This is a genomic window from Mesorhizobium sp. C395A (assembly GCF_030323205.1).
In the GTDB taxonomy this organism is placed as follows: Bacteria; Pseudomonadota; Alphaproteobacteria; order Rhizobiales; family Rhizobiaceae; genus Mesorhizobium.
Genome location: NZ_CP100473.1, coordinates 938,867 through 965,045, shown reverse-complemented (window position 1 = coordinate 965,045; position 26,179 = coordinate 938,867). Strand labels below are relative to the sequence as shown.

Genomic DNA, 26,179 nt, shown 5'->3' with positions numbered 1-26,179 from the left:
GCAGACGATAGCGGCTGCGTTACGAAACAGCCTTTTCGCGGACCGGAAGCTTCCAGCCCGGCCTGACAAAGTGGCAGGTATAGCCGTTGGGGTATTTCTCGAGATAGTCCTGATGCTCTGGCTCCGCCTCCCAGAAATCGCCCACCGGCGCAAGCTCGGTGACGACCTTGCCCGGCCACAGTCCAGAGGCATCGACATCGGCGATGGTGTCTTCGGCGACGCGCTTCTGCTCGTCGCTGGTGTAGAAGATCGCAGAGCGATAGCTCATTCCGACATCGTTGCCCTGGCGGTTCCTGGTGGTCGGATCGTGGATCTGGAAAAAGGATTCGAGCAATGTGCGAAAGCTAATCCTGGCCGGATCGAAAACGATCTCGATGGCTTCGGCATGGCTGCCGTGGTTGCGATACGTGGCGTTGGGCACATCGCCACCGCTATAGCCGACGCGGGTAGAGATCACGCCGGGATAGCGCCGGATCAAATCCTGCATGCCCCAGAAACAGCCGCCGGCAAGGACTGCACGTTCGGTGGACGTCGCCATATCATACCTCCATTGGATTGCTCCTTAGGTAGGCATTGTCGCTGGCTTCTTCCAGCATCTCAAGTGCATCACTCGTTGCCGGCCGAGCCGAACCGCCGCACGATGACCTCGAAGACGATGTCGGAAATCCACATGGCCGAGACGCCGATCAAAAAGGCGGCGGCGAGCGTCGTGGTGTCGTCGGCCGGATCGGGGATAGGCATGCCGGTTGCCCTGAACCAGGCGACGGCAGGCAGCGTCAGATACGCAGCCGCCAGCGCCCCGCAGATCGGCGAGGCAATCATCTCGCGCAGCTTGTAGCGATGGCGCGACAGTGCTCGCAGCACGCCGCCAGCTAGCCCGGCGGCGACGACCGGCCCCTTGATGCCGAGCATGTCGAAGAGGTCGTGCATCGGCTAAGGCCTCCATCCGCAGAGCTTTTGTCCCTTGCGGTTGTGCGCCAAGAGCGCTCTCGCCTCGGCGTCCGACAGGACGTCGACGGCTTCGGCCGACAGGCGCAGCGGGCTCGAAATCGCGCAGAAGCCGCCCGAAGCAGTCGTGCACCCGGCAAGCGCCACAAGCAGCGCAAGCATCAGTCCCTTGCCCATGATTTCAGCTCCTTTCGAACAGCGTCCGCCGGCAATGCGCCGACGTCGTTCTGCACCTGCTCAGCGACCGCGCGCGCCGCGGCCTCAGCGGCCGCCAGTTTGCCGCGCTCGGCCCTGGCGCCGGCCAGCCGCTGGTGAGCGCCCCAGCAAAGGGCGGCGATGACCGATGCCAGGAAGCCCAGCAGCGCTTTGTTGCCAAGCAGGACGGCGAGGAGCGCGCTCACAGCAGCCACCCGGCGACAAGCCCGGCGGCAAAGCCGACAGCATAGGGTTTCGCGGCTTCGAGATAGGCGATGAGCAGTTGTTGAAACCCTTCCATGTCAGTGCTCCCAGCCGGATTTGCGGGCCAGCCAGTGCCAGGTCTCGGTGACCGAGGCGATGGCGAGACCGGCGGCGATCTCCAGACCAGCTTGAATGTCGGGGTCGGAAGAAAATGCCGCCGCGTCGTCGGCGCCGAGCAGGCCACGCGCGACCAGAACACCGGCGCCGTAACGCAAGCCGATGCGGATGAAGACGGCGATCATGTCGAACTCCTTGCGAAAATCGATTTCAGGATTTGAAGCAGCGCACGCCAGAACGGCAGGCGTTCGACGGGGCTGACGCGCCCGCCGGTAGACACCGGCGGCATCGCACTGCCGGGCTTCGGCGAGAGCGCTGATGGCTGGGGCGGGGTGCCCGGCAAAGGTGCCGCGGGCTGTAGTGCCGACATCAACAGCGCCTGGGAACGGACCGACCGGATGCGATCGCTCCAACCCTTGCCGAAAACCGGCCAGGTCGGCAGCCGCCGCAGGAATGCCAGGCGGGCATCGCAAAGATCGTCGATGACTGCGCCCGGTGGCCTGGCGCCGACAGCTTTGAGCGTGGCCGGGCCGATCCTGCCGTCCTGTGCGGTGCCAACTGCCGCCTGCAGATATTTAGCCGCCCTGCCCGGCCCACTGTTCAGGGCGAAGTCGAAGACGGCATAGTCGACACCGCCGGGAAGCTCGGCGCCCGCAGCGGCATCCCAATAGAAGCGGCGATAGACCGTGGCCACCTGAGCATCCGTGATATGGCGAAGGTCGTCCTTCGTCGCATCCGCCTTCACGTAGCGGCGGAAATTGGCCAGCGTCACGCCCTTCATGGTTGCGCCGCCGGGATCGGCCGGATTGTCGGACCAGCCGCCTTCCGATTTGAGGACGAGCGCAAGCGCCCGCGCGAAGTTGCGGTCCATTGGGGTTTTCCTTTCTGCCCGCGAAAGGCAGGTTGTCGATTTGCGAAGCTGCTTGCGGTTAGGCGTCGATCATCGAGACAACGTCGCTGGAGACCTTGGCGGGGCGGTATTTGTTGGCGTCGGCCGGAAAGGAGATCGGAACGGCGAATCGAGCGACGGCACCATTGCCGTCGTCGCCGCTGCGATGGTGATCGAAGATGCACCTCCGTATGCAGTGTTAGGAAGAATTCCGGCAAAGGTGATCAAGAAGCGCTTCGACGACGAAAATAGCCGAGGCTTATTGAGATTCGGTGGTGGATTGGGCAGACGCCATATCTCGGAAAGAGAGAGCGGCCTTTTGATCTTTCTTTTGAAGAATTCACTCGAATTTATGCTAGGCCCATGCCCTAATGACAAGCCGCCAGCTTGCATTGGTAATATTTAGAAATCCACCAGTGTCTTTGCGTGTAATCTGAACGGCACTAGAAGCCTGCGACCCAAATCTAACGACCATATTTGTAGCATCGGGAACGACACTTAGGCCTCGATTGGTGCTTGCTTCGTGCGATCCAATCGAGACAGGTTCTTCGTCTCCAATAGAATAGCCACCCTCAGCAGTGGTGCACTGTAAGAATGCAAGGTAATTTTTCGGCTTCACCCCCAGCCCATGAGCCAACGTCAGCGACCCGCCGGATGTGATGGTCTGTTGCGGGCTTTCATAAAACTTCTGAAGCAACGCCGTGGACGACTGGACATAGCGTGCATCCTGTTCGGCCTGCGACCATTGCAGCTTGATCCATCCTCCCCAGGCACCGCCAGCCTGCCTGCGCCGCCATAGCTTTTGGTCTGCCGCCGTAGTGTCGTTGACGAAATCATGCACCGTCTGCGTCCGGTAGCCAGTGCTTCCGTGCGCTTCCACAAACCCCAGGAACCAATTTACGCCGTCTGGCGCATTAGCCGCCGCCGAGGCCATATACCAGCCGTTGTCCAGGGCGTTGTTCCAATCGGTGATCGTCTGCGCGACGACACCAAGGTTGGGTCGGCTATCAAGTTTCAGATCAAACCCAGCCTTGACGAACCCCGTTGTAGCCAATTGCGTGGTATTCGTTCCAGGCGCTGCGGTCGGCCCCGTTGGCGTCCCGGTAAATGTCGGGCTGGCCTTCGGCGCCAGGCTGGACACCGCGATCCCACTATCCTTCCCCACCTTGCCCGTGGTGCCCGCGAAAGTGACAATATTGTCGGTTGCCGAAGACGCAGGCCCCAAAAAATCTCCTACTCCCGTCCCGTCGGCGCCTCTGTCGCCGGCACGGTCGAACATCAGCCAGATGCCGTTGGCCACCGTCGGCAAAGTGCCGGCGCCGCTGACATAGGCGAGCGTCAGTTTGCGGTAGCCGCTACCATCCACAACTGCGCCACTGACGTTATAGACATAGTAGATAGCGGTCGAGGCTTTCGAGCGCAGGGTCAACTGGCCCTTGATGGGGTTCGTGCTGTCATCAAAGCCATCGAGGATGCCACTCACGGTGGCGCCGCCGGCATCGAGATTATCGATATAGGCCGCGGTCACCAACGCGGCGCTCGCATTGTTCAGCCGCAAGGTGCCGTTGCCCGGATCGGCGTCGGCTGTGGTCGTGGAAAAGGTGTAGCCGAGCGCCGCCACCGAGGTTGATGCCGCCGCAGCACTGGCCGCCGCATTGGAAGCGGAGGTCGCAGCATTGGTGGCTGAGGTGGAAGCCGCGGTTGCCGAGCCCGAGGCAGCGCTCGCCGAACCGGCTGCAGCTGTAGCCGAGTTGCCTGCGTTGGTGGCGCTGGTCGCCGCGCCCGATGCCGAGCCGGAAGCCGCCGTTGCCGAATTGCCGGCATTGGTGGCGCTGGTCGCGGCTGTTGTGGCGGAGCCGGCGGCGGCCGTGGCCGAACCCGCGGCGGCGCCGGCCGAGGTGCCGGCATTGGTGGCGCTGGTGGCGGCAGCGTTCTTCGAGGTGAGCGCCGCAGCGGCACTGGCGGCAGCAGCGCTGGCCGCGCCCACCGCATCGCCCAGCGTGTCCTCCGACAGGTAAAAGGCGATCGTGACCGCGTCGGTGCCGATCACCGGATCGAGCGTTTCGAAAACATAGATGAAGTCGGCCGAGACCGCGCCCTGCTGAACATGCACCGTCGTGCCCTTCTGCATGGTGCGGCTGGTGCGGGCATCGGCGGCACGGAACCATTGGCCTTCGCTGGCGGTATAAATGCCGTTGTCGCGGGCATCGGTCTGGTTCTTGACCAGCACGCGGTCGCCGACCTCGGCCGGCACGCCGTCGATGGTCTGCAGGCCGTAAAGGGTGATGTTGCCCGTCGTCGCCAGGCGCACGGGTTCGCGTTCGCCGGTCAACAGGCGAACGGCGGCAGTTGCAGGTCGGGCCATAAGGCTTGCTCCATGAAAAAAGCCCCGCGAAAGCGAGGCTTGAAAGAAGTTCCAATTTGGTGCGCGACGATCAGCGCTGTGATGAAGGCCGAAGAGTTAGACGCGGCGCATCACCCCTCCTCAGGGTGCTTGCGCAGGTAGCGCAGCCGCTTGCGCTGCGCAGGCGTCACATAGCCATCCCCGGCCTCGGCCAGAATACGCTCTTCTTCGGTCGGCACTTTCTCCGGTTCAGCCGGCAGCCCAAGCTCGATCCTCAGCGCCATTGCCTCGGCGTCGCCCTCTGCATGACTGTGCGACCGATGTCATCAAAGTCCAGCAAGGGGTAAAAGCTGCGGTGTTCCCAACCCTTGGCATTCCGCTTTTTCTCTTCGTGGAGTTGATTCCATTCTTCCTATTTGGCCAGTAGCTCTGGCCTTTCCGAAGGATCACATGTCTCCAGCCGCCACAACCAGGCTATGGTCGGGTGTTGCCGCCGCTTGTTCAGTTCGATGTCGTCGTCATAGGAAACGTTCCACCGAGAAGTATCTTCCTGCCCATGTTCATTGCGGCGAGCCAAGGCCGCCGTCCCATGCGATTTTCAAGGTGACCGCTGGCCAGCCCTTCAGATGTAAGTGGGCGCCAGCGCAGCGAATCTAATAGACATTGCTGTTCTTCTCAACGGGTCCGTCCATACTGGAGCCACTTTGTCCGCTGGACAAGTATAACCCGGCAGTTCCTCCAACGCCCACGATCAGGCTGTCCAGCTGAATTATGCGTCTCAATGCTTCGGAATTACGGTGACAGTGCACTCTTTTCAATTTGTCAGCTTTAGAGCTTTCGCTCTACCTCGCACTGGTGCGGACCTCTAGAAATACGCTGTCACCGTAATCCATCATTCTCGAAATTTTCATCTACGAACATCTCGGCAAATTTCTGAGGCGAAAGCGTTACTTCGTTGTCGCGAGCGATTTCGAGGTTCCTCGCCCATAGACCCCGGATTTCCGCCGGTATTCCTCGGAAAGATGAACAGATGCGGCAATTGCGCCCTGCCACTGTCCATCGCCGCCATAGAGAGTGTGCAGTTTGGGAGCTATCGCCTTCAAGGATTTATCCACCTCTTCGGGCAGCTCACCAATTACCCACAAAACATAAAATTCCAATAGTTTAAGCAGCGGCTTTCCGTCATAGCGCGGGTTATGTTCCACTCTATCTCTCCTATGCGTCATTGATGGCGTATTCGATAAGCCTTTGACAAACCCCCGCTAGGCTAGGTTTTTCTTTTATTGAGGCAAGCCAACCCTCGATGACTTCTCGACGGATATGTATCTCAAGAAAATATTCCAAACCGGCTTCGACGGCCTCCGGTGGCGATCTTCCCGTGTCCAGCCCGGTAGCAACCATCGCATCGGAATCCTCGGTCCAAGGCTCCGACGCATAAATCGTGTCGTACTCGTCAAACTCCGACAGCCTTGCAACTATGTCTATCAGCCTGCCTACTTGCCCCAAAAGAGAAACCCTCCGCCACGATTCGGATGCAAAACCTCCTGGAAGATGGTACCATTATTATGTTGGGATCTAGGGACGAGTTGCTTGCGCCGGCGGTTCGGTGGATTTGCAAATGATCGTCCGACGCTGGTCATGGCTCGTGCTCCTTGCACTCTATTCCCCGTTTCGTCCCGCCTTTTCCAGTGCCGCCTTACGCTGAACTTCGATAGTTCGATTCCAAAAGCGCACCACTTGAAAATGCTCTTGCCTGGTCAACCAGATCTTGTTCTCCATGCTAACTGGATCGCCGCCAACCGCTACCGGTTTGATCTCGAACAATTCCATGCCTTTGGAACGCGAATCTGTACCTTGGACGCTCATTTCAAGTCCTCCAACGCAGCGAATAGACCGGCGAGGTCACGCGCTATCGTCTCGGCGGATTGCCGTTCCATAAATATGAATGGGATGCGCACGATCGGCATTTCCACATCGTGGGTGTCGAAGCCATAGGCTTCCCCTCCTCCATTCGACGCAAACAAGAGGATGCCTGGTGCGTATTTCTCAACCTCATATTCTCGATTGAAGTCTACCAACTCTTCAGCCTTGAAAAAAATTATATAGCTGTCGCCGATGAAGCCTTCACCTCCATTGTGCTCCCTAAGGAAATTGGCGTAATCCTTCGGCAACGTCACTCCCAGGCTTGCGGGCAGGCCATCGACAACTGCAGCTTGAGCCGGTGGGTCGAAACGTCCCTTAGTTAGTGCATATCCCACTGCTATTCTCCAATGTCTTTTAGTAATTTGTTCCACCAGGGCGTAACCTGCTGCTGATGAACTTCTCGGGGCAGAATGACCTTGTTGGACGGATCGGTCGGACTCCCGCCAAACTTCACTGGCTTAATTTCATGCACATCCACGGGCTGGCCGACAAGGCCTCGCTCTTGGCGGATAATGCGATTGGCCTTATCAGCCGCTTTTCTAGCAGCTTTTTGCTGTGTACCTTCTAGCCGTATGAATAATCCATCTGGCTTGGGCACAACCGCTATCGGATAATCTGCCCAATCTGACATTGAGAAACTGCCCGAGGGGAGATCGAGAGCGACGGCCGGGTGTCCGCTGCCACCTTCGACGAGTCCCGCGCCTTCCTTAGACAACTCACCGGGAAGCTCTTTGGCGATGAGACCTTCGGCGCGCCCCGACGCCATGGCACTCAACGGCTCAAGTGTGCGAGGTATCCCTTTCGCGGCAACAGCAGCTCGCCCAATGCCCGGCCCAGGTATCGCCCAGCTCAATGCGTCATTTCCCTGACGCATCATCACCTTCTCGGCATTGTTCGAAGGCTCGAAGTAGCCTTGGCTGAAATCGGGAGGATCGCTTGTTCCAAGGGAAGCCCCGTAGCCAATCCCCTTCATCAATTTGCCTGCGAATATCCCCGCATTCGCACCTGCCTTGCCAAGGCCTCTGGCCTCCGATCGAAATACCTCGATCGCCGAAAGGCCAGGCTTGCCGCCAGGAAGAATCCCGCCCAGGCCGGCCTCATCCAATTCCCGAACCAAAGCTGCTCGTGCGACAGGACCCTTCGTGCGCGCGAACAACTCGCTCGCCTTCGCGTAGTTGTCCATGAAGTACATGGCTCCGCTGTCGCGCTGCTCGGCAAGCTTGAGGAGAAAAGAGAACGGCACGGGTTGGAGATTTTCATCAGCGATGCCCAATGCATTTTGCTGGGCGACAGACAAGGCTAGTGTTTTGTCGTAAGTATCTTGGTCGAAAGCCTCTGAATCAGAGGGCCCAGTGCCAAATACGGCTTTCCAACCCTCCGAGATTTCTGAAGACAATCCATCGACATAGTCACCTGGATAGGCTCGCCTCCTTTCCAGGACCAGATTTGCCGCGGCAGCGGTTGAATCGTGGCCCGCCTGATCCGCCGGTGAAGCGTTCGGCCCCGGTTCGGCACTGACAACGGCGGCATTGATCTCCTGGTTCGACATGGTCGCCATGTCGAAAATCTTCTTGCCGACATTGGTACGCCATTCGAGACCCTGCCGGCGCCTGTCGCCCTCATCGAGGCCATAGATGGTCCTGTAGGCGTCCTTGCCCGGCATTGCGCCGGAGTAGGCGCCCGTGCGTGCTATCTCGTCCGGCGCTTCCCTCTCGGCGCGACCGATCTCGACGCGCGTCTGGATGTCCTGCCTGAATTTTGCGACCTTTGCCTTTAAGGCCAGCGCATCCTGTTCCTCCTGCGGAAGATCGTCCCTGAACGCCTGCGCGATGCGGTCATCCGGCGTCTGCGTGCCGACGCGGTCTTCTTTCCCGGGCGCCATCCTTGGGCCGTCCACAAAGGAGTTGCCCGCAGCCTGCGCGCTATCGCCAGCGGTCTCGCCGCCGGCGGCCGCTGCGCCGCCGAACATTTCCAGCGCGCGCTTCGGGTCCGTGGCGATCATCGCCTGAACCAGCGCCTTGGCCGAGTTGGTGCGCCAGGCGGCTTCCGCCGCTTGCCTGGCAAGCGGGTTGCCGATCTTGGCGATCAGGTCGAGCCCGCTCTGCCGGATCGCCTCGAAGTTCGCGGTGTCGTTCGGGTCGCCTTTTGCTATGGCGATGGCATTGGTCGTCAGCGTCGTGTCGACGGTGGCCTTCTCGTAGTCGTCGCGTTTGGTCTTTTGCCGCAGCGCCATGCGGTATGCGCCAACGACGCGCTTGTTTTCCTTCTGGCCTGCGAAAGCGGCGCGCTGGCTTTCGGGCATCGTCCGTTTCGCATCGTCGAACAGCGTATCGTACAGGCCTGGTTTCACCACCCGGCCGGCGCGCAGGTCGACCTCGCCATACATGGCTTCATGCATGCCTGCGCCATCCGCCGGCGCGTTCGCCGCCACTTCATCTTCGGCCTGCGCGATCCGCGCGTCGAAGCCGCGACGCGCCAGCTCGGCGTCGAACGCGTCCTGCTGGTCCTTCATCTGCTGGTAGCGTTCGGCAAGAGCGGAAACGTGGTCGCCGAAACCTTGCATGGCGCCGCCGATCGGCGACCCCTGGGGATATTGCACGGCGTTGCCGGTATCGAGCCGGCGCTGGCCGACGGAAAGGGGGATGATGTGTACCATCTACGTGTTCCCCGCCCACGGAGCCCTGAGGGCCGCACTGCCGAAGATCACGGAGCGGCCCGGCACAGCGGCGGCCGCAGCGCTTGACGCTGCCGCTTTCGTCGGGTCGTAGATTTTGGAGAGGCCGCCAACGAGCGCGCTGCCGGCGTTGAAGATTGACGCCGTCACCGCCTGCTTGCCCTGGAAGCGCGAGATGGCGGCTTGGCTGTTGAGATTGTTCTGGCGCAGCTTCGAGCCGTACAGCAGCGCGCCGAGATCCGCCTGGCCCTGCCTGGCATTCGCCGCCAGCACCTCGGTCGGCGAGCCGGCTATGCCGACGCCGGACGCGCCGGCCTGGGCGCGCGCCTGCGCCTGCAGCAGGTCCTGCTTGTGGCGCTCCTGGCCTTGCTCGAAGGCGGCGGCTTGAGCATCCGCCTGCGCCTGCTGCTCATAGGCCTTGGCCTGATAGTCGGCCATCTGCTTCGACTGCTGGCCCTCGGCCAGCGCGCCGCCGACGGAAAGAACGGTGCCGAGAAGGGCAAGTGTGCACATGGTCAGCCTCGTTCGCCCAGGGGTTTGATTGCAGGAATGGGTTTTCTCGCGGGAATGGGTTTGATTGCGGGAATGAACTTGCTTTTGACGCCGGCGACCGGCGCGCCAAGCTGCGGGCGCGGGTCGAGTGGACCGCCGGCAGCGAGCAGGGACAAAAGCAGCCGGTCGACCTGCAGCCCGGCGCGGCTGAGGCGAGCGGGTGCGGCTGCCCGTGCGCCGGCCATGGCGGCGCGGCGGGCAGCGGTGAGGTTTATCTTCAGCTCGGCGACGCTGGCGGCGTCGAACAGGCCATTGGCGGTGGCGATGGCACGGACGAGCGCATCGGCCTCGAACAGTTCCTGGCGCAGCAGCTCGACCAGCCGGGCAGCGTTGCGCCAGCGCTCGGTCAGGGTGGCGGCTTTGGCCGCAATCTCGTCGCCAAGAGCGGCAATGTCGGCGCGGGCTTCGCTCTCGGCGGCGTCGATGCGGCGCGTGTCGGCGACGCAGATGGTTTTTTCCAGCAAGGTGATGACGTCGTTGCAGGCATCGAGCGCGGCGCGCGCCGCGGCCAGGTCGCCGTCGCCAAAGACGGCCCGGTCCTCGGCCTGCTCCAGCGCGCGCCTGCGGACGACGGCGTCGTTAATGTCGGTGTCGAGCAAGGCGATGACGGCCGCGAAATCGGCAGCCGTCCGCGCCTTGCCGAGGGTCTCGGCATGGGGGGTCATTGGGGTGGGTTCCTTGGTGGGAATGGTGCGAGAATGGTGACGTCGGCGGGACAGCACCCCCCTCTGTCCTGCCGGACATCTCCCCCGCATGGGGGAGATTGGCAGCTCGAGCAGGCTCGCCAGTCTTGCTACGTCAGCGATTAGCGAAGGCAAAGATGCCGTTGATCTCCCCCCTTGCGGGGGAGATGGCCGGCAGGCCAGAGGGGGGTGGGCGGGAACTCGGCGTTGACTATTGCCGCATCAAATTATTCTACGGCTCGGCGTCGAATACCGGCGTAAACGCCCGGATCGTGCAGGGCGTCGGGTTGAGGTGGCGGATGCGGACCCTGCCCTGCCCTTCCCAGCTGTCGTCGACCGGTACATCGACATTGCCGGTGTAGAGTTTCGCATTGCCGTCGGGTGCGACGATGCTCGGCATGCGCACGCTCTCCCAGCGGCCGCGGAGGAAGGACTGCACCTGCAGCCCGGTGGTGTCGGTCTCGAGCAGCGACAGGATGACTTTCGCCACCTTCTTGCGGCGGCCGATGACGGAACCGTCCTGGCCGCCGACGTCGAGTTCCAGCGTGTTGGCCTCGGACTGGAAGGGCAGCCCGACCTGCCACTTCCCAGCTGTGGCGCCGGCGGGCAGCGCCACCTGGCCGGAGGCAACCGGCAGGCCGCGATAGACCTTGCCGCCGGCCAGCACGTCGACCAGCTGGCCGTTGAGATGGCCGAGCCCGGAGACGACGTTGACGGGTGCACCCGAATAGGTCAGTCCGCAATCGACCTGAAAGGCATCCTCCAGCATGCCGTATTCGAATGGCGTGGTCATGATTTCGATGTAGCGCCTGGTCACCCCGCCAATGGTGCGCTTGACGATCAGCCAGATGTCGTCGACGCCGTTCTGGCCAGGCGTCACCACGGCGCTTTCAACGACCGCCCAAGTGGGTTGACCGGGGGCGGATCCAGCGAAGCTGCCGCCGAAGCGATGGCGGTGCATGCCGCGCACCTCCTGGCTCGGCTGGTGGGTGTAGCCGCCAAGTTCGCCATTTTCGAGCGGGAACCACAGCATCGGGTCGGGGTCGGTCTGGAAGGCGAGTTCGACCACGCCTTGCTTGGGGATATGTTCCGAGATCTGGCCGATGTCATCGGAGGTGAATTTGGCTGTAGAACTCTGCGTCAGCTCGGCAATCGATTTGCGCGAGCGGGTGACATAGAGGAAGGACTGCCCGGCATCGACTGGGCGGATGCGGGCGCAGCCAAAGGTGCGCGAACGGCGGTTCTTGAACGAGGACGGGGTGAGTGCCTCGTCGATGCCGGAGCCGGACAGCGCGCGGATGCCGCCCGAGGTTCCGATCAGCAGCGCACCATCGGAATCGGCGATCCAGACGATGTCGTTGGCCTGGCCGCCGCCGGCCTGGACGAATTCCAGCGCGTCGTCATCTTCCTCGCCGAGCGCGAAATTGTCGAAGTCGCCGGTCGCCGATGCATAGACCGAGAATTTTCGACTGAAGGCCAACCGCTCCTCATAGAGCGAGCCCGCCTCGACATATTTTCCGGGCACGAAGGTACCAAGCCGCCAGCGGCTGATCGGACTGAGATCCGGCAAGGCATGGCCATACAGACGAACGGTAACGACTGTCGCGCTCGTGCGCGCTGCAATCTTGGCCCAGCGCCACCGCCCATCCGAACCGAGCAGCCGGATGGCCCGGCCAACGTCCGATGTCTGGAACCCGGTATCATCGTTGATACCGGTGATCGATGACGCCGTCAGATTGAACGGCGTCATAAGGTCGCCGTCCTCGTTCGGCGCCCATTCGGCGAAGTCGGTTCTGGTACTGTCAGAGCCGCCGCCACCGTCCATGTCCATGCGCAGATATTCAAAGGCGGCCTTGTTGAAAAATTCGAAGAACCGGCGCTCGGAGTTACCCCAGCCTATCTGGCCAATCCGCGAGTCGATGGTTGTCCATGTCGATCCGTCGTTCGAGCCCTGGATTTCCCATTGCGTCGGCATGTTTTCTGCTTCCGACGCGCTGTTCATGGCTTGCACCCAGTAGGCGTTGCAAACCTTCTGCGCTCCGCTCGCCTGCCGATATTGGACCCAGCCATTGGTGCCGGCACCGATCTCCGCACCTGTTCTGCTGTCCTTGTCGAAAATCGCCCACGCTGACGCGGAACCGTTGCTGGCCAAAGCCGTTCCGGCCGGAGCCGTCAAGCCTGTCATCTTCGGCACGTACGAGCCGTAACTGGCCGGCGTCATCGTGGTGCCGGTCGTGTTGATTGGATCGTAAGGGCCGTCGAGGAACTCGTAACCTGCCAGCGTCCATGTCGTGTGGGCGGTGCGGGTCAGCACTTTGGGCGCATAGTTCTTGTGGGTGATCCACATCTGGTCGGCTGACTGGACATAGGCGAGGTCGAACAAATCGGCCTCCAGATAGGGCGAGGCCACCTCGACCGTGCCGACGCGGGCGCCATAGGCATAGACGCGGATATAGAGGTCGCCGAACTCCAGGCAGTAGGCCTGCTCGGAGGAGAAGATGAAGGGGATGGCGCGCGTCTTCCTGGCCGAATTCTTCACCTCGTTGACGAAATAGCTGCCGCCGCGGGCGCGGATACCGCCATGCGGCAACGTGACGAAGTTCTCGCATTTGGACAGCGCCGCACGATAGAGATCGAGCGAGGCGCGCGCGTGCAGTCTGGGCGATATCTCGCCGCGAGTGAAGACATCCTGGACGGGGTAGAGCGCGGTCATCGGGCAGACACCCTGAAGTCGCCGCGCTGCTGCGCCCACGAGCCCGTGTAGAGCCGGCCGCCGCGCTGGATGGCGTTGGCGGCAAAGGCCGCGTCCAGCGCCCGGTCATAGGCGGAGCGGGCGATGTCGATCATGCCCGCCTTGTGCGTCAAGGGATGCGCGATCTTGATGGCGAGGGCTGCCACCAGCACTTCGGTGAACAGCGCGTCCCAGTCGTTCGGGTCGGTAAGGTTGGCGATGTAACGGATGATCAATGCACCGGACCGGTCGCAGTAGATCAGCCCGGCTTCCTGGCGCCAGGAGATCGGTACGCCGTCCGGCTCGCCATTTGCGGTCAGCGGCAGCGGCCGCAGGCAATCGGCGGGCAGTTCATAGGCGAAGTTCAAGGTGCAATTGCCGCTGCCGGTGTCGGCGCCGGCGACGCTGGCGGCAAGGATGGCGAACACCCAGACGTGCCTGCCGAGTTCGGCTTCCCGCGTCAGGTCGAAATGCAGGTTGAGCAGGCGCGCCGCCTTGACGTCCTGGTCGAGACTGTCGATCGGCGCCTCGTCGAGGACGGCGAGCGCCATATTGGCGATGTCGAGCGGGGTGATGGCCATGGATCAGCGCCTCGTGGATGGTGGTTGATTGGGCAAGGGCATATGGCGGAGCGCCAATCTCCCCCCTTGCGGGGGAGATGGCCGGCAGGCCAGAGGGGGGTGCTGTCCCGCCGACCTGACGTAATTTGGAGAAGCGGTTGTGGGTTGAAGGGGGTTGAAAGGGACCGGAAGTTGGCGATCCTTCACACCCCCCTCTGTCCTGCCGGACATCTCCCCCGCAAGGGGGGAGATCAGCAGTTTCGGCGACCCGCTGGCCGGACGAAAGGTACTACGCCTCGGTCGTTTTCAGCGCGATGAACGTCATGCTCTTGACGCTGGAGGCCGTACGGTCCCAGTTTGCCGCCAGCGCGAGTTCGGCGTCGGTGGCGAACTCGCCGGCCGAAGACGCGTCAAGGAAACGGGTGCCGGGCACGTGCGGGACGAAGTGCCTGCGGCCGACCATCTCGGTGACGCCGCCGCCATGGCCCTGGCGCGGCTTGCGGTCGAACTCCAGCGGGCCGCCTTCCGTGTTGACCGGAAGCTCGTTCCACAGGATCGCCTTGTCCTTGAACATGAAGGCGGTGTAGACGCCGGCCGCGACCGGAATGTCGTCATCGACCACGCAGCGCAGCCCCATGTAGTAGGGGATGAGCGGCCCGCCCTGCTCTGACGACGGAACATAGTCGATGAGATCGGCGAGCTTCAGTGCCTTCATCTGCTTGGAGTGCATCCAGATCGTCTTGAACTTGTCCGCGCGGTCGCCCATCAGATAGGCGGCCTCGATGATGTCGGTGTCGACGATGGAGGCGCCGGTGACGCGCACCAGGTCGCTGCCGTCGTTGGCGATGTTGTCGGCCACGACCCCTTTCAGGATGCCGAGCAGGGTCAGCTTGTTGGCGCGCTGCCAGTATTCGGTCTGGCGCTTGACGATCAGCTTCTGCGGGTCGTCGCCGGCCAGGATCGAGGTCAGGTCCGGAACGCCCCAGGCCTGGGCGCGAACATTGCGGGCGGCGACCTCGCGGCGGGCGCCGATCTTCTTCATCTCGATGGAATCGGCCGGATCGTCATTGACGGGTTCCGACGGATCGTTGCCGAGATCCTTCCAGCCGGGCATGTCGACGGAACGGCCGCCCATCGACAGCTTGGCGGTGGTGGCCGGGTCGTTGAACAGGATGCCAGCCTGGAAGATTTCCAGCGACTGGACGTGCTCTTCGAACGAGTACTGGGCATAAACGGACGGAACGATCGCGTCCGCGATACGGGTATAGGCGTCTGCCATTTTTCACTTCCTTTGAGGTTTGATGTGGCGGCGGGTAGCTCGGGATCAGAGCGGGTTGTTCGGCATCCATAGATCCGGGTTTTCGCCCGCTTCCCGCGCCAGCCGCCGGGCGCGGGCGGGGTCGCTTTTGACAAGGGCTGAAATCGCCGAAATGTTGCGATCACCAGTGGCGTTGCGCTTGAACGGATTGCCGCCGCTCACGGCCGCGCCGCCGTCGATCGTGTCTTCCCTGAACATCGCCTCGCCGACGGCGTGAAATGCCTTGGCGATCTGCGGATCGGTCAGCGCCCCGTCCGGCAGAAGGATGCCCTTGGCCTTGTAGGCGTCGACCAGGCCGAGCTTCTTCATCGCCCGGTTGGCGACCTCCAGTTTCTGGCGAAAGCCATCGCTGTCGGTCGGTCCCCAGTCGCGCACGAGGTCGTCATGCGTTGCCTCGACCGAGCGGGCAAGCGCGATGTCCTGGCGCGCGGCCTGCTCGGCCATGTAGCCGACGAAGCGGTCGTGATAGGCCTGCGCCACTTTGGGCGTGGCGCCGGCCTCGACCGCCCAGGCCTTGGACGCCTGGGCAAGCTCGTCCGAATAGGCGAAGTTTTCCGGCAGCCCATCGGGCCGCCTGTACTCGACCTTGTCAGGCGATGTCAGCGGACGCATGGTCTCGGGCAGCCGGGCATGAAACTTCTGCCAGTCTTCCGGGGATGCGTCCGATGCGGGAACGCGCAGGCTTTCACCCTGCTGGCGTTCCAGTTCCGCATAGGATGTGAAAACCCGATCGAGGTTTTCAGCCTTGGTCCAGCCCTTGGCTTCAGCGAGCTTGCGGTTGCCTTCGGAAAGACCGTCAAACCAACTTTGGCCGACAGGCGCGGCGGACCCGTTCTCCGCGCCTGCCGGTGGCCGTACTGGGTTGCCCGCCGGCTGCGCACGCGCCGCCACGGACCCGGAATCTGCCAGATCTGTCATGAGTGGATTCCTTTGATTGTTGTTAGAAGGAGCCGGCGGCGAAGCTTGGTATCTCCCCCTCGAGGGGGAGATGGCCGGCAGGCCAGAGGGGGTCGCTGCGCGTGGGGCGCCGACCTCATCTGTCGCAGAATGGGAGTCGCATCCGGTCGCACCGACCCCCTCTGTCGCCTTTGGCGACATCTCCCCCTCAAGGGGGGAGATTAGCGGCTACGCGTTGTCGCCCCAGTTTTCCCACAGCAGCGTGATCGTGCCCGTCACGGCAATCGTCCCGTCGGCATCGATATCCGTGCCGGTCGCAAACGCCAGGTTGAGGTAAAGGTCCACCGGCGTCGTCGTGCCATCCAGCGTCGCGGCTGCCGCGACATCCGCGGTCGAGGCAGTCGATAGCGCCGCGCCCACGCCATCCAGCGTGCGGGCGGTCGAGGCCAGCACATTGACCATGGCGCCGGCAAGCGTCGCGCTGGAAGCCGCCGCCGAACCGAGCGACCAGGTCAGCGCCGCATTGTCGTTGATAGTCGCCGCGCGGGTGGTCAGTACCGCAAATTGCAATCGGGCCGTGCCGCCCTTGATGCGCACCTTGCCGTCGGCAAAATCGAACAGCTTCTGGCTGGCATAGGCCAGCGCATCCGCGACCGGCACCTGCATGCCGGCAAGGGTGAAGACGGTGCGGTACGAGCCGCCCTGCCCCGTGGTGACGGCCTTGAGGCCTAATTTGGGCGGGGCAAGTCCAGCCTCGCGAGCGGCGGCGCGCGACAGCGTCCGGGGAAGACCTCGGGTCATTGGTATCTCCATTTCTGTTTGGGTGAGGAGTGGTGCGCGCAGCGCACGGAAAGCCAATTGCTTGGCTTTCCGAACGACGAACGCCCGAAGCGACAGCGAAGGGCCGGATCAGTCCACTGCTGGTATCCAGCAGTCAGGCGGCACAGCGGCCTCGGAATTCGATTCATGCAACAGCGCTATCGCCCCGTTCGCGCAAGGCGTTTCCGCTTTGGCGACCATCATCTTCAAGGGCTGAGAAACCATGTCGCATTTCGTGAGCGGGCGTGCCGCCGTTTGGCCGCAATGCGCCAGCAACTGGCAACCATTCGCTCCAATCCGCGTTTGGGGCTTCAAAGGAGTTCCAAGATGATCATCAGACAAGCCATTGCCGCCGTGCTCATGACTGCCGCTCTGGCAGGCTGCGCGACCCAGACCGAACAGCAGCAGAGGGCGACCAACGGCGCGCTCATCGGCGGCGGCGTCGGCGCGCTCGCCGGCCAGGCGCTGGGCGGCAACACCAAGAGCACGGTGATCGGCGCCGCCGGCGGCGCCCTGCTCGGCGCCGTCATCGGCCAGGCCACCACGCCGCAGCGCCGCGGCGAACAGCTCTGCCGCTACCAGGATCGCTACGGCCGCATTTACACAGCGCCCTGCGACGACCGGTACTACAACAACGATTATTGAGGACTAGCCGCCTTCTCCCCGTTCACGGGGAGAAGGCGCCCGAAGGGCGGATGAGGGGCAGCGCGATCCTCTGAGAGGCTGGCGCCAACCCTCACCTGCCTACCGGCATCCTCTGCCGCAATCGTCCGAATTACCGTTCAAGCTCCGGCAAGATTTTTTCGTCGAGAAATTTGAGGCGGCCAGCCAGCATTTCGGCGTTAGCGGGATTTGCGTCGACATTGACCGGTATCAATTTCGCCACCGACTTTCCTTGTCGCGCTGCCTCAACCCAGTCCTCAAGGGCACCGATATAGCCATCAAGAACCTCGAAAGGCGTCCTGGCGTCGTCTGCAGGGATATATGTCGGCGGTACGTCGCCAACGATCACCCAGATCCATCGGTTCACATCCGGTCGCGGCTCTATCTCGAACAGGAAAATATAGATTATTCCTTCGGCGCCATATCCGAAATATTCTTCTTTGATGGATAAGACCCAGGTGTAGAATTCCAGATACTGCCGTGCCTCGATCCGGGCGGCATCAAGATCGTCATCGGCGGTGCTGATGTTGGCCGGAGGCAGACGCATAACGCTGCTTAAGTCTGGTTTGGCGGTCTCCATGGCTAACTCCCTTGCGACCTTCGTCTAGCCCAGCGCGCATGATCTCCGGAATACGGTGACGGTGCACTTATTGTTCTATTTCTCTGTCCGACGGCTCACTCAAGCGATGTGGGCGACCGATAAAATGCACTGTCACCGTAATTCCAGCGCCGCCCTACGCTGAATCTCGATAACTCGATTCCAGTAACGCACCAATTCAAAATGCTCTTGCCTGGTCAACCAAATCTTGTTCTCCAGACTGACTGGATCACCACCAACGATCACGGGTTTAATCTCAAACAGCTCCATGCCCTTGGGACGCGAATTTCCGTTTTTGTCACTCATTTTCATTGCCCCAACCTAGAAAATAGATCGGCGAGGTCACGCGCTATTATTTCAGCGGACTGCCGATTCATACCTATGAATGGGATGCGTACGATTGGCTTGGCTGGATCTTCAGTGTCAAAGCCATAGCCTTCACCTCCTCCGTTCGATGCGAACAGGAGGATGCCTGGTGCATATTTTTCGACTTCATATTCTCGATTGAAGTCGCCCAATTCTTCGGCTTTAAAGAGGATAATGTAGTTATCGCCAACAAAACCTTCGCCCCCATTATGTTCTTTGAGAAAGTCGGTATAGTCCTTGGGAAGCTCGACTCCCGGGCGTGCAGACAGCCCATCGACGACCGCGGATTCGGCCGGCGCGTCAAACTGTCCCTCGGTTAAGATATATCTCACTGCTATCCTCCCAGGTCTTTAGCCAACTGATTCCACCATGGCGTAACTTGTTGCCGATGGACATCGCGAGGCAGAACGATCTTGTTGGAGGCGTCGATCGACTGGAGAGGCCGGTCAGCGTTGCGCAGCCGCGACAACAAAAGCGCGATCCCTTACTGTTCGTAAGGTTCGACCACTGCAAACGGTATTCCCAACGACTCCAGCAAATCGAGAACGCGTTTCGAGATGACAAGAAGATAGCTCGCTGCGACCCCGAAGTCATCGCGGCCAGCCTTCCCATCCACTTTCAACCAGACGAAGGGTGGAAGTTCCTGCCCAGGTTGATCCTCATGAAACTCTTCGGATGTTGTTACTTCGGCGTCTGCGAATGTGGCACCTGAAAAACCTATCTTTTGCAGCGCGTGCTGCGCATCTTCAGTGACGAGGTTGCACGGGAAGGTCGTAACGAGCACGTCCCCGGTCCAACCCTCCACGACATGGTGAAGCTTGCTCACCATTGGAGGGTGAACGCTCGGATCAAGAATCGTGTGGGGTCCGAGCCCACCTGCAACGTCCGGCTCGATGTAGAAATATTGCATCACTCACCCAAAGTCTTGCGGAGACGTTACGCAGCTACCAAGGCAAGACGCACACTGGTGCTTGAAAGCGGCGCCAAGCAGCAGCCTAAAGCTGCAGCTCAAGACCCTTCAAAAGGCTCGATCAACGCATTGGAGACCCCCAACAGCTTCAAGACGTCGAGAACGCTCTCTGAGACAACAAGTCTATAGTCCTTGGCTATCCCGAAGTCATCGAGGCCAGCCTTGCCGCTTACTTTCAGCCATACGAAAGGCGGAAGTTTTTGATCGGGCTGCATCTCTTCGAACAATTCGGACGTTGTCACCTCGACTTTGTCGAAGGTTACTCCTGAGAATCGGCTCTCTAGAATCTTACGCTCCACACCTTCGGTCACGAGGTAGCACGGGAACGATGTAACCATCGCATCGCCCAACCATCCATCGAACTCATAGTGTAAACGTGTTACAATGGGCGGATGTACGCTCGTATCCATAACAGAATTATCACCAGGACCGCCTGATACTTCCGGCTCAAGATAAAAATATCTCATTATTTACCTATTGGAGGGTTGAATAGGTGGCCATATTTTTGGTCAATTTCGGTCGCCTTTTCCAACAACTTTTTCAACGTGGTGGTTGGATTTTGCCTGTAGAAGGCGTCCCACTCGCGTCGGATGGTACTCAGGTGCAGAGTGGAATTCAACTCCTTAGGAATACCACGCAAATTTTCGAGCGAATGCATCATTTCTTGACTAATTATTCCAATATATCTTTTCAATACCTTTTGCTCAATTCGATGGTGGACGAATACAATATCAATTAATTCTGGATATTCTCGCAGAAATGTTTGCCGATAATTTTTGGAGAAGGCTCTTAGAGCCGGCTCAATCACTTCCGCGGCAATTTCTTTGCCTCGAAGAAGATTTTCGCCCCATCGAGTACCGGTTGCACCCTCGGGGGCAAGGCCCGATGCAGTACGCAAAGCACTTGTCGCAAACTTCTCAAGCGGCTTGCTAAACTTGCTTGCGCCGCCGCGGACAATGGCCAAGCCTTTTGCAGCAGCCTGGCCGAGTGACTCTAATGCTAGGCGTCCTTCGGCAACGGCCCCCGAGCCAGGGGTGACCGGCAGTTGCTCGAGGAAGCTCCAAGGAGAATCCCGTAAATCCTGGAGAGCCAGCCCAATGTCATGCGGGGCTCGGCCCAGGGATTCGAACCCTTCACTGAGATAATTGCCGAAATCCTCCGCGGCTTGTTGGAATGCAGATTTTGGGTTGTCGGAATGTACAGATGAAGGGAGTTCTTGCCCCGTCGCAGCAGTGGTGATCGGGTCGACTTGATTTGGTCGAGAAAAGCCAGATTCCTCCAGTTGCTGAGACAGAGCTTCTCGAATGCTAGGATCTGGCCCCGCAGCCAGAAGATCACGCAGGCTGGCATCCTTCGCGGCCTGCGACATGTCGTTGTTGCGGAAGGCGTCGATAATGCTTTGGACAACAGATTTTGGTAGCGGTAGGGGTTTCTCGACGCCCAGTTGCCTTTGGGCCGCGATAGATAGAGCGATGGCCCGTCCGTATTCCTTTGGGTCTCGCGATTGTGAATTGTTGTCCGGGCTAGTTGCCTTGCTCCAAGCGGCGTCAACGTTTGGAAAAGCCTCGCGAACATAGCCAGCAGGGTCCGCGCGCCTGAGGTTCAGCGCCTTAAGTGCGGCAGCAACTGTAACCTCATACTGGGCCTGCTCCTCATTGGACCTGCCCGGCCCAGGCTCGGCATCGCGTAGTGCCGCGTGGATCGATTGGTTGGGCATGGTCCGCATGCCAAAGGCCAGACGGCCGACGTCTATCCTTCTTGCAAAATCCCCGTACTGCTTGCCGCCCTCCTCCACGCCATAGACGGCAGCGAAGGTTTCCGGGCCGGGCGTCCTGCCGGAATAGACGCCAGTGGTTGCGATGGCGTCTGGCGCGTTCTGCGCGGCTAAAGCAATATCAGTGCGGGCGTCGATCAAGCGTGCCGCATTTGCCGCATGCGCCTGTCGAACAAGTTCGCTGGCAGCGTCGGGCGACAGATCGGCAAGCAGCGCATCCGTAGGCAAACGGGCGAGTTGCGCCCCGCGGCCTTCCTTCTTGGGCGCCATTTTCGGGCCGCCCCCAGAGGAACCGCCCTCAGCGCGCGCGCTATCGCCGGCGGCCTCGCCGCCGGTGGCCGGCGTGCCAACGCCGAATATTTCCAGCGCGCGCTTCGGGTCCCTGGAAATCAGCGCCTCGAACCGCGCCTTGGCGGCGGTGCTGTACCAGTCCTTGGCCAGTTGCTGCCGGATATCAGGATCGACCCCCATCTTGTCGATGAGATCGAGCCCGTTCCGCCTGGCCGCTTCGAAGGTGAGGTGGTCGTCGGGGTTGGCCTTACCGATGGCAATGGCGTTGGTTTGCAGCGCGGTGTCGACTTGGGTCCGCTCATAGTCTTTGCGGCGCTGGAGCTGCTGCGCAGCCATCCGCCACGCACCCTCCGTGCGCAACGTCTCCTTGCGAGCGCCGAGGCCGGGATGCAGCTCGGGCGGCACCTGGCTCAGGAAACCCTTGAACAGCGTGTCGAACCGGCCCGTTTGCAGCACACGCCCCGTGTGTGGGTCGACCTGGCCATACATGCCTTCGTGCAGGCCGGCGCCATCTGCCGGCGCATTGGCAACTGCGTCGGCCTCGGCCTTTGCGATCTCGCCATCCAGCTTGCGCGCGGCGATCTCGGTGTCGAAGGCCTGCTGCTGCGCCATGAGCCGCTCGTAGTGCTCGGCAACCTCCTGCCAGTAGCTGTCGAGCGGCTGCGCCGCTGCGCTCACCGGCGAGGCATCGGCATCGCGCCGCCGTTTAGCCACGGAGAGAGGGATGATGTGTACCATTGGCTGTTCCCTGGCTTTGAACAAAGGCGCGCTGCGCTGGCGATCACGGCAGGGCCATGGCGCACGCACCGTGGCCGTTTGCGCGCTTTGTCGGATCGGTCTTTTTTGAGAACCAGTGAGATGTCCGGCAGCAAGGCCGGCGGAACAGCGCCCCCCTCTGGCCTGCCGGCCATCTCCCCCTCAAGGGGGGAGATCAGCAGCTTTGCTCTTGCCGACAATCCTGCAACGTTGGTGATTGGCGAAAGTTGACAAGAGAGCCAATCTCCCCCTTGAGGGGGAGATGGCCGGCAGGCCAGAGGGGGGTGCCTCGCGCCTCCGGTTCGCCCTATCTATCCTCAGCCCGTGCCGCCTTCTCCAGCGCAGCCAGCTGCGTCTCGTCCAACGTCAGAAATCCCATAATGTGCTGCACCACTTCAGCACGCGCATTGCTGAGCGCGCTGTGCAATTCGAAGCCGTTCGGCGTTCTGGTCCTGGCCATCCACTCGCCATAGGACGGGCGGCGATAGTAGCCGACGGTTGCTGCGAGGTCGGCCAGCACCATTTCGCCGTCCTCGCCGGAGAAGACCCTGAGATAGGCCTTGGTCAGCGCGTCGCGCGCCTTGGCGGGACCGCCCGTCTGGCCGGCTCGGGCGAAGCGTTTGGCGCTCATGCTCCCTGCTCACTGTTGGCGGCTGGCGCGGCCGGCACGGCCGTCGCTTGCCCGCCGGCGCCCGGCGCGGCCGATCCGGCCGTCGCCTCTCCGCCGCCGCCCGCCTGCTGCATCAATGCGTCGAGCAACCCGCTGTCGCGCGCCTGAACGGCGGCCGGCACGGCATCCTTGGCGACCTTGCCGGCGGAGGCGATCGCCGCCATGCCGGCCTGGGCTTGTTGGGCCTGTGCTCTTGCTCCACGCAGACCTTCCACCTCCTCCTTGCGGCGAAAGATGCGCTGCGGGCTGCGGCCGGCGCTCTGCACGATCTTCAGCGCTTCGTCGCCGTCGATATTGTCCATGATGCCGGGATCGAACTGCGCCATCTGCATGGCCGTCGTCACCACCTGGATGGTGTCGCGCGCCTCAGCCGAGCGCCTGAGCACGTCGAGCGGGCCGGTGAAGGTCGGCCGCACCGCCTTGCCGGCGAGGCTGTCCGGCGGCGCGAAGCGGCTGTCCTCGTCATAAAGGCCCTTGTCCTCGAGAATTCCGAGCTCGCGGTCGAGATTCGAGGCAAATCCGGCCTGGATGATCGAACCCGAGGGGCCGAGCAGCGCGCCCTTCTCTTCCTGGCGAATGAGCGCTTCGGTCGCCGTCATCTGCGGGTTCTGCACCAGCGTCTGGAACAAATTGACGAACATCATGTCGCGGATTTCCTCCGCCCGGCTCGCCGCATAGTTGAAGGCATAGGTCGGGTTCTGCCCGGTCGCGATCGGCTGGATCAGCGGCCTTCCATTGTCGTCGATGAGGCCGGGATAATTCTCACCGGGGTTGAGCACCGGGACATAATCGAGCCTGGCCTTCGAGGCGGTGGCCGGATCGGTGATCTGCTGCAGGGCGCGAAGGCCCGAGCGGCGCACCGCGTTCTCCTCGCGAACCGTCGTCAGCGCCTCGATAGCAGGCGAAATGCCATAGGGGTCGCCCTCGTAGCGGCGCCAGTTGAAGGTCGACACCGGGAAGGAACGAAAACCGCTTTCCCTGACGATCTCCTCCTCGTCCTCGATGACGTGATAGGAGGCGAAGGCCGTGTCGAGATACTGATAGTCGCCCGACAGCCGATACATCTTGCGTTCGTCGCGCGGCTGGATGCACTGGATCAGCGAAATCTTCGTCTCGCATTTGGCGGGGTCGTCGACCAGCATCTTGATGCGCGCCGGCAGCTTTTCGTAGCCGAGCAGCTGCGCCGCCTGCCTTGCCGTGCGCTCATAGCGGCGATGGAAAATGTCGACCTGGCCCCAGCGGTTGCGGGCGAGATAGCCCTCGACCACGGGGATCGAGGCATAGCGGATCAGCGTGCCGCCAAAGCCTTCCTCGGCATAGAGATAGGCCGGGCCGTAGCGCACGACATTGCGCAGGCAGGCCTGCGTCGCCGGCACGAAATTGGAGTTGGCGGAATAGCGCAGCGCAAACAGGAAATCGCGCAAGGCTTCCGCCCATTCCTTCTCCTCGTCGGTCTCCTCGTCATTCATCTGCGCGGTCGTCAGCCCGTGCCATTTTTCCGACTGCGGGATGATCAGGCTTTCCAGCCCGGCGGCGAGGCGATTGGCGGCCGAGTTGATGGTGTTGGCGTAGACACGTGCGCCCCGCCGCTCCTGCCGCTCGGCCTGCGAGTCCGGCCCGCCCGTCCTGCGGCCGCTCCAGACGTCGGGCGCATCGGGATCGCAGAATTCCGCGACCTGCTCCCACACCGCCTCATACTGGCAGCGCTCGGTCTCGAGCTCGGATTGGCGGGACAGGATATCGCGGGCACGGGAATCGGTCATGAGAGGCTCGCTCGGGTAAGGAAAGGGATGGACGGCGAAGCGGCTGATCTCCCCCCTTGAGGGGGAGATGGCCGGCAGGCCAGAGGCGGTCGCCGCGCGTAGAGCGCTAGCGTCATCTGTCGGTGGCGGGAGGTCGCGTCCGGTCGCACCGACCCCTCTGTCGCCTTCGGCGACATCTCCCCTCGAGGGGGAGATCGGCAGCGTCAGCCGACTACGCGCTGCGCTTGATGCCCTCGAGCACCGGCGCAGTTTTCCGGCCAAAGCGCTGGACGACGAAGCGGCCCGCCTTCTGGCCGGGGACCTCGATCAAAGTATAGGTGATCCAGGACAGCAACGTCACCGTCGGCAGCACAACGGCAACGACGATGGCGAAGCGCAGCGGCGCCGACAATTGGTGGCCGAACTCACTGATGACGAACGCCGCGACGGGCTGCAGCACCAGCAGATGGATCAGGTAGATGCTGAAGGAAAGCTCGCCCATCAGGTGGAAGAACCGGTTGCTGAGCGTCACGGCGATCGCTCGCGCCAGCGTTCCCGCCCTTCCAGGCAGCATGCGGTAGAGAACCAGCGCAAAGAAGCCCGCCACCAGCGCTTCACGCACCAGAAGCTTGCCCAGCCCCTGGTCGCCGCCAAAGGGCAGCGCCGCCAGCAGCAGCGCCAGTGCCAAGTACAGGATAAATCGCGGCTGGCGCTGATGCACGACTCCGGCCAGCAGCATCCCGCACAGGAATATCTGTATCTTGAGCGGCAGAAAGGACGGCATCGGAAAATGGATCGACAACAGCCGCGTCGCAAACACGATGACGCAGCCGGCCGCCGCGACCACAAGGGCGCTCCTCATCCAGTCCAGCCTGCGCACCAGCAGCATGACGGCCGGGAACACGGCATAGAACTGCATCTCCAGCCCCAGGCTCCAGTCAGGCAGCGGCGTGCGATAGGCGAGGTTCGGCACCAGCCCAAACAGGAACGTGAGATGAGCGACGATGTTTTTCAGGCTGCCGTCGAGGTAGCGTTCCGGCGCCTGGTGCGATCTGGAGAGGAAATCGTCGATGATGATCCTGCAATCGTAGAGATAGGGGCCAAGCGCCAGCGCCAGGAAAAGCATGACATAGAACAGCGGCGCGATCCTGAAATAGCGGCGCGTCCAGAATTTCAGCCAGGTTTCCGGTCTTAGCCAAGGCTCCTTTTCCTGGCGCAGCTGATAGTGGAACACCATCAGGAAGCCGGACAGCATGATGAACAGGTCGACGCCGAGATCCGGCTCGCCGACGATCGGAATTTGCCAGCCGGTCAAAAGCATGCAGTGCCCGACCAGCACCCAGATCGCCGCAAGCGCGCGAAGCCCGTCCAGGCATTCGATGCGCGACGACTTGATGATGCTGGTTTCGTAGCTAGCCATGTTGCACTGCAGCATGGCGCCTGAGGAGCGATTGTCAAGCCGCTGAGAGATGACGAATTGCTACACCCTCCCCCT

General features: G+C 61.7%; 29 protein-coding genes. 1 reads left to right on the top strand and 28 read right to left on the bottom strand.

What is annotated here, in order from left to right; genetic code table 11:
* Nucleotides 1–19: 19 nt before the first annotated feature.
* From msrA to NLY37_RS04645, 19 genes are all read right to left on the bottom strand, one after another.
* Complete coding sequence (gene msrA / locus NLY37_RS04735) at nt 20–538, bottom strand: peptide-methionine (S)-S-oxide reductase MsrA (protein WP_023671461.1); 519 nt, start codon at nt 536–538, stop codon at nt 20–22.
* Between the two features lie 68 nt (nt 539–606).
* Nucleotides 607–930: a hypothetical protein gene (locus NLY37_RS04730; RefSeq protein WP_023689880.1), complete on the bottom strand. Its 324-nt coding sequence runs from the start codon at nt 928–930 to the stop codon at nt 607–609.
* A 3-nt stretch (nt 931–933) separates the two neighbouring features.
* On the bottom strand, nt 934–1,125 hold the full coding sequence (locus NLY37_RS04725; protein WP_023671459.1) for a hypothetical protein: 192 nt from the start codon (nt 1,123–1,125) through the stop codon (nt 934–936).
* The gene (locus NLY37_RS04720; RefSeq protein WP_023684348.1) at nt 1,110–1,349 is read right to left on the bottom strand and encodes a hypothetical protein; all 240 of its coding nucleotides are present in this window, start codon (nt 1,347–1,349) and stop codon (nt 1,110–1,112) included. Before NLY37_RS04720 ends, NLY37_RS04725 begins: the two co-directional genes overlap by 16 nt.
* Before the next feature lie 96 nt (nt 1,350–1,445).
* Nucleotides 1,446–1,649 (bottom strand): Pam3-gp28 family putative phage holin, encoded by a 204-nt coding sequence (locus NLY37_RS04715; RefSeq protein ID WP_023689878.1) that lies wholly within the window; start codon nt 1,647–1,649, stop codon nt 1,446–1,448.
* Complete coding sequence (locus NLY37_RS04710) at nt 1,646–2,335, bottom strand: glycoside hydrolase family 108 protein (protein ID WP_023743024.1); 690 nt, start codon at nt 2,333–2,335, stop codon at nt 1,646–1,648. Before NLY37_RS04710 ends, NLY37_RS04715 begins: the two co-directional genes overlap by 4 nt.
* Before the next feature lie 373 nt (nt 2,336–2,708).
* Nucleotides 2,709–4,607 carry a pyocin knob domain-containing protein gene (locus NLY37_RS04705; protein ID WP_286441644.1) on the bottom strand — a complete coding sequence of 633 codons (1,899 nt, stop codon included), beginning with the start codon at nt 4,605–4,607 and terminating at the stop codon, nt 2,709–2,711.
* Between the two features lie 221 nt (nt 4,608–4,828).
* Nucleotides 4,829–4,981, bottom strand: coding sequence for a hypothetical protein (locus NLY37_RS04700; protein ID WP_023734801.1), 153 nt, complete (start codon nt 4,979–4,981; stop codon nt 4,829–4,831).
* 663 nt (nt 4,982–5,644) lie between these two features.
* The gene (locus NLY37_RS04695) at nt 5,645–5,902 is read right to left on the bottom strand and encodes a hypothetical protein (RefSeq protein WP_156929854.1); all 258 of its coding nucleotides are present in this window, start codon (nt 5,900–5,902) and stop codon (nt 5,645–5,647) included.
* A 454-nt stretch (nt 5,903–6,356) separates the two neighbouring features.
* Nucleotides 6,357–6,563, bottom strand: a complete 207-nt coding sequence (locus NLY37_RS04690) for a hypothetical protein (protein ID WP_023734799.1) — start codon at nt 6,561–6,563, stop codon at nt 6,357–6,359.
* Entirely contained in the window at nt 6,560–6,955 is a 396-nt protein-coding gene (locus NLY37_RS04685; protein ID WP_023735867.1) for an SMI1/KNR4 family protein, read from the bottom strand. Before NLY37_RS04685 ends, NLY37_RS04690 begins: the two co-directional genes overlap by 4 nt.
* A 2-nt stretch (nt 6,956–6,957) precedes the next feature.
* On the bottom strand, nt 6,958–9,276 hold the full coding sequence (locus NLY37_RS04680) for a hypothetical protein (protein ID WP_023739175.1): 2,319 nt from the start codon (nt 9,274–9,276) through the stop codon (nt 6,958–6,960).
* A complete protein-coding gene (locus NLY37_RS04675) occupies nt 9,277–9,807 on the bottom strand; it encodes a hypothetical protein (protein WP_023747773.1) in 531 nt (176 codons plus the stop codon). It lies immediately after the preceding gene.
* A gap of 2 nt (nt 9,808–9,809) precedes the next feature.
* On the bottom strand, nt 9,810–10,511 hold the full coding sequence (locus NLY37_RS04670) for a hypothetical protein (RefSeq protein WP_023739173.1): 702 nt from the start codon (nt 10,509–10,511) through the stop codon (nt 9,810–9,812).
* 250 nt (nt 10,512–10,761) lie between these two features.
* Nucleotides 10,762–13,242: a phage tail protein gene (locus NLY37_RS04665; RefSeq protein WP_023743514.1), complete on the bottom strand. Its 2,481-nt coding sequence runs from the start codon at nt 13,240–13,242 to the stop codon at nt 10,762–10,764.
* Entirely contained in the window at nt 13,239–13,841 is a 603-nt protein-coding gene (locus NLY37_RS04660; protein ID WP_023743515.1) for a phage connector family protein, read from the bottom strand. Before NLY37_RS04660 ends, NLY37_RS04665 begins: the two co-directional genes overlap by 4 nt.
* Nucleotides 13,842–14,109: 268 nt before the next feature.
* On the bottom strand, nt 14,110–15,099 hold the full coding sequence (locus NLY37_RS04655; RefSeq protein WP_023743516.1) for a hypothetical protein: 990 nt from the start codon (nt 15,097–15,099) through the stop codon (nt 14,110–14,112).
* A gap of 45 nt (nt 15,100–15,144) precedes the next feature.
* On the bottom strand, nt 15,145–16,056 hold the full coding sequence (locus NLY37_RS04650; RefSeq protein WP_023743517.1) for a hypothetical protein: 912 nt from the start codon (nt 16,054–16,056) through the stop codon (nt 15,145–15,147).
* 207 nt (nt 16,057–16,263) lie between these two features.
* Complete coding sequence (locus NLY37_RS04645) at nt 16,264–16,836, bottom strand: hypothetical protein (RefSeq protein WP_031246752.1); 573 nt, start codon at nt 16,834–16,836, stop codon at nt 16,264–16,266.
* Nucleotides 16,837–17,181: 345 nt separating this feature from the next.
* Here NLY37_RS04645 and NLY37_RS04640 point away from each other — a divergent pair, with 345 nt between their 5' ends.
* Nucleotides 17,182–17,499 carry a YMGG-like glycine zipper-containing protein gene (locus NLY37_RS04640; RefSeq protein ID WP_023739167.1) on the top strand — a complete coding sequence of 106 codons (318 nt, stop codon included), beginning with the start codon at nt 17,182–17,184 and terminating at the stop codon, nt 17,497–17,499.
* 130 nt (nt 17,500–17,629) lie between these two features.
* On the opposite strand, the gene NLY37_RS04635 is transcribed toward NLY37_RS04640, so the two are convergent.
* The 9 genes from NLY37_RS04635 to NLY37_RS04595 all read right to left on the bottom strand — a co-directional run bounded on the left by NLY37_RS04635 (nt 17,630) and on the right by NLY37_RS04595 (nt 26,104).
* Complete coding sequence (locus tag NLY37_RS04635; RefSeq protein WP_031246753.1) at nt 17,630–18,097, bottom strand: hypothetical protein; 468 nt, start codon at nt 18,095–18,097, stop codon at nt 17,630–17,632.
* 132 nt (nt 18,098–18,229) lie between these two features.
* Complete coding sequence (locus tag NLY37_RS04630) at nt 18,230–18,421, bottom strand: hypothetical protein (protein ID WP_031246754.1); 192 nt, start codon at nt 18,419–18,421, stop codon at nt 18,230–18,232.
* Nucleotides 18,422–18,423: 2 nt separating this feature from the next.
* Nucleotides 18,424–18,813: an SMI1/KNR4 family protein gene (locus NLY37_RS04625; protein ID WP_023743522.1), complete on the bottom strand. Its 390-nt coding sequence runs from the start codon at nt 18,811–18,813 to the stop codon at nt 18,424–18,426.
* 152 nt (nt 18,814–18,965) lie between these two features.
* Nucleotides 18,966–19,391: a hypothetical protein gene (locus NLY37_RS04620; protein ID WP_031246755.1), complete on the bottom strand. Its 426-nt coding sequence runs from the start codon at nt 19,389–19,391 to the stop codon at nt 18,966–18,968.
* A 98-nt stretch (nt 19,392–19,489) separates the two neighbouring features.
* A complete protein-coding gene (locus tag NLY37_RS04615; RefSeq protein ID WP_031246756.1) occupies nt 19,490–19,918 on the bottom strand; it encodes a hypothetical protein in 429 nt (142 codons plus the stop codon).
* Nucleotides 19,918–22,254 (bottom strand): hypothetical protein, encoded by a 2,337-nt coding sequence (locus NLY37_RS04610; protein WP_023743525.1) that lies wholly within the window; start codon nt 22,252–22,254, stop codon nt 19,918–19,920. The genes NLY37_RS04615 and NLY37_RS04610 overlap by 1 nt, the downstream gene beginning before the upstream one ends.
* 325 nt (nt 22,255–22,579) lie before the next feature.
* On the bottom strand, nt 22,580–22,903 hold the full coding sequence (locus tag NLY37_RS04605) for a Bbp19 family protein (protein ID WP_023743526.1): 324 nt from the start codon (nt 22,901–22,903) through the stop codon (nt 22,580–22,582).
* Entirely contained in the window at nt 22,900–24,705 is a 1,806-nt protein-coding gene (locus tag NLY37_RS04600) for a portal protein (RefSeq protein WP_286441626.1), read from the bottom strand. The genes NLY37_RS04605 and NLY37_RS04600 overlap by 4 nt, the downstream gene beginning before the upstream one ends.
* 211 nt (nt 24,706–24,916) lie before the next feature.
* Complete coding sequence (locus NLY37_RS04595) at nt 24,917–26,104, bottom strand: acyltransferase family protein (RefSeq protein ID WP_031246651.1); 1,188 nt, start codon at nt 26,102–26,104, stop codon at nt 24,917–24,919.
* Between the last annotated feature and the right edge of the window lie 75 nt (nt 26,105–26,179).

Coding starts and splice junctions, on each gene's coding strand:
- NLY37_RS04645 (WP_031246752.1), bottom strand. CDS start 16,836: ATGACCCGAGGTCTTCCCCGGACGCTGTCGCGCGCCGCCGCTCGCGAG.
- NLY37_RS04605 (WP_023743526.1), bottom strand. CDS start 22,903: ATGAGCGCCAAACGCTTCGCCCGAGCCGGCCAGACGGGCGGTCCCGCC.
- NLY37_RS04710 (WP_023743024.1), bottom strand. CDS start 2,335: ATGGACCGCAACTTCGCGCGGGCGCTTGCGCTCGTCCTCAAATCGGAA.
- NLY37_RS04730 (WP_023689880.1), bottom strand. CDS start 930: ATGCACGACCTCTTCGACATGCTCGGCATCAAGGGGCCGGTCGTCGCC.
- NLY37_RS04640 (WP_023739167.1), top strand. CDS start 17,182: ATGATCATCAGACAAGCCATTGCCGCCGTGCTCATGACTGCCGCTCTG.
- NLY37_RS04665 (WP_023743514.1), bottom strand. CDS start 13,242: ATGACCGCGCTCTACCCCGTCCAGGATGTCTTCACTCGCGGCGAGATA.
- NLY37_RS04690 (WP_023734799.1), bottom strand. CDS start 6,563: ATGAGCGTCCAAGGTACAGATTCGCGTTCCAAAGGCATGGAATTGTTC.
- NLY37_RS04715 (WP_023689878.1), bottom strand. CDS start 1,649: ATGATCGCCGTCTTCATCCGCATCGGCTTGCGTTACGGCGCCGGTGTT.
- NLY37_RS04595 (WP_031246651.1), bottom strand. CDS start 26,104: ATGGCTAGCTACGAAACCAGCATCATCAAGTCGTCGCGCATCGAATGC.
- NLY37_RS04700 (WP_023734801.1), bottom strand. CDS start 4,981: ATGGCGCTGAGGATCGAGCTTGGGCTGCCGGCTGAACCGGAGAAAGTG.
- NLY37_RS04600 (WP_286441626.1), bottom strand. CDS start 24,705: ATGACCGATTCCCGTGCCCGCGATATCCTGTCCCGCCAATCCGAGCTC.
- NLY37_RS04615 (WP_031246756.1), bottom strand. CDS start 19,918: ATGAGATATTTTTATCTTGAGCCGGAAGTATCAGGCGGTCCTGGTGAT.
- NLY37_RS04675 (WP_023747773.1), bottom strand. CDS start 9,807: ATGTGCACACTTGCCCTTCTCGGCACCGTTCTTTCCGTCGGCGGCGCG.
- NLY37_RS04620 (WP_031246755.1), bottom strand. CDS start 19,391: ATGCAATATTTCTACATCGAGCCGGACGTTGCAGGTGGGCTCGGACCC.
- NLY37_RS04610 (WP_023743525.1), bottom strand. CDS start 22,254: ATGGTACACATCATCCCTCTCTCCGTGGCTAAACGGCGGCGCGATGCC.
- msrA (WP_023671461.1), bottom strand. CDS start 538: ATGGCGACGTCCACCGAACGTGCAGTCCTTGCCGGCGGCTGTTTCTGG.
- NLY37_RS04635 (WP_031246753.1), bottom strand. CDS start 18,097: ATGGAGACCGCCAAACCAGACTTAAGCAGCGTTATGCGTCTGCCTCCG.
- NLY37_RS04650 (WP_023743517.1), bottom strand. CDS start 16,056: ATGACAGATCTGGCAGATTCCGGGTCCGTGGCGGCGCGTGCGCAGCCG.
- NLY37_RS04680 (WP_023739175.1), bottom strand. CDS start 9,276: ATGGTACACATCATCCCCCTTTCCGTCGGCCAGCGCCGGCTCGATACC.
- NLY37_RS04655 (WP_023743516.1), bottom strand. CDS start 15,099: ATGGCAGACGCCTATACCCGTATCGCGGACGCGATCGTTCCGTCCGTT.
- NLY37_RS04660 (WP_023743515.1), bottom strand. CDS start 13,841: ATGGCCATCACCCCGCTCGACATCGCCAATATGGCGCTCGCCGTCCTC.
- NLY37_RS04670 (WP_023739173.1), bottom strand. CDS start 10,511: ATGACCCCCCATGCCGAGACCCTCGGCAAGGCGCGGACGGCTGCCGAT.
- NLY37_RS04630 (WP_031246754.1), bottom strand. CDS start 18,421: ATGAGTGACAAAAACGGAAATTCGCGTCCCAAGGGCATGGAGCTGTTT.
- NLY37_RS04725 (WP_023671459.1), bottom strand. CDS start 1,125: ATGGGCAAGGGACTGATGCTTGCGCTGCTTGTGGCGCTTGCCGGGTGC.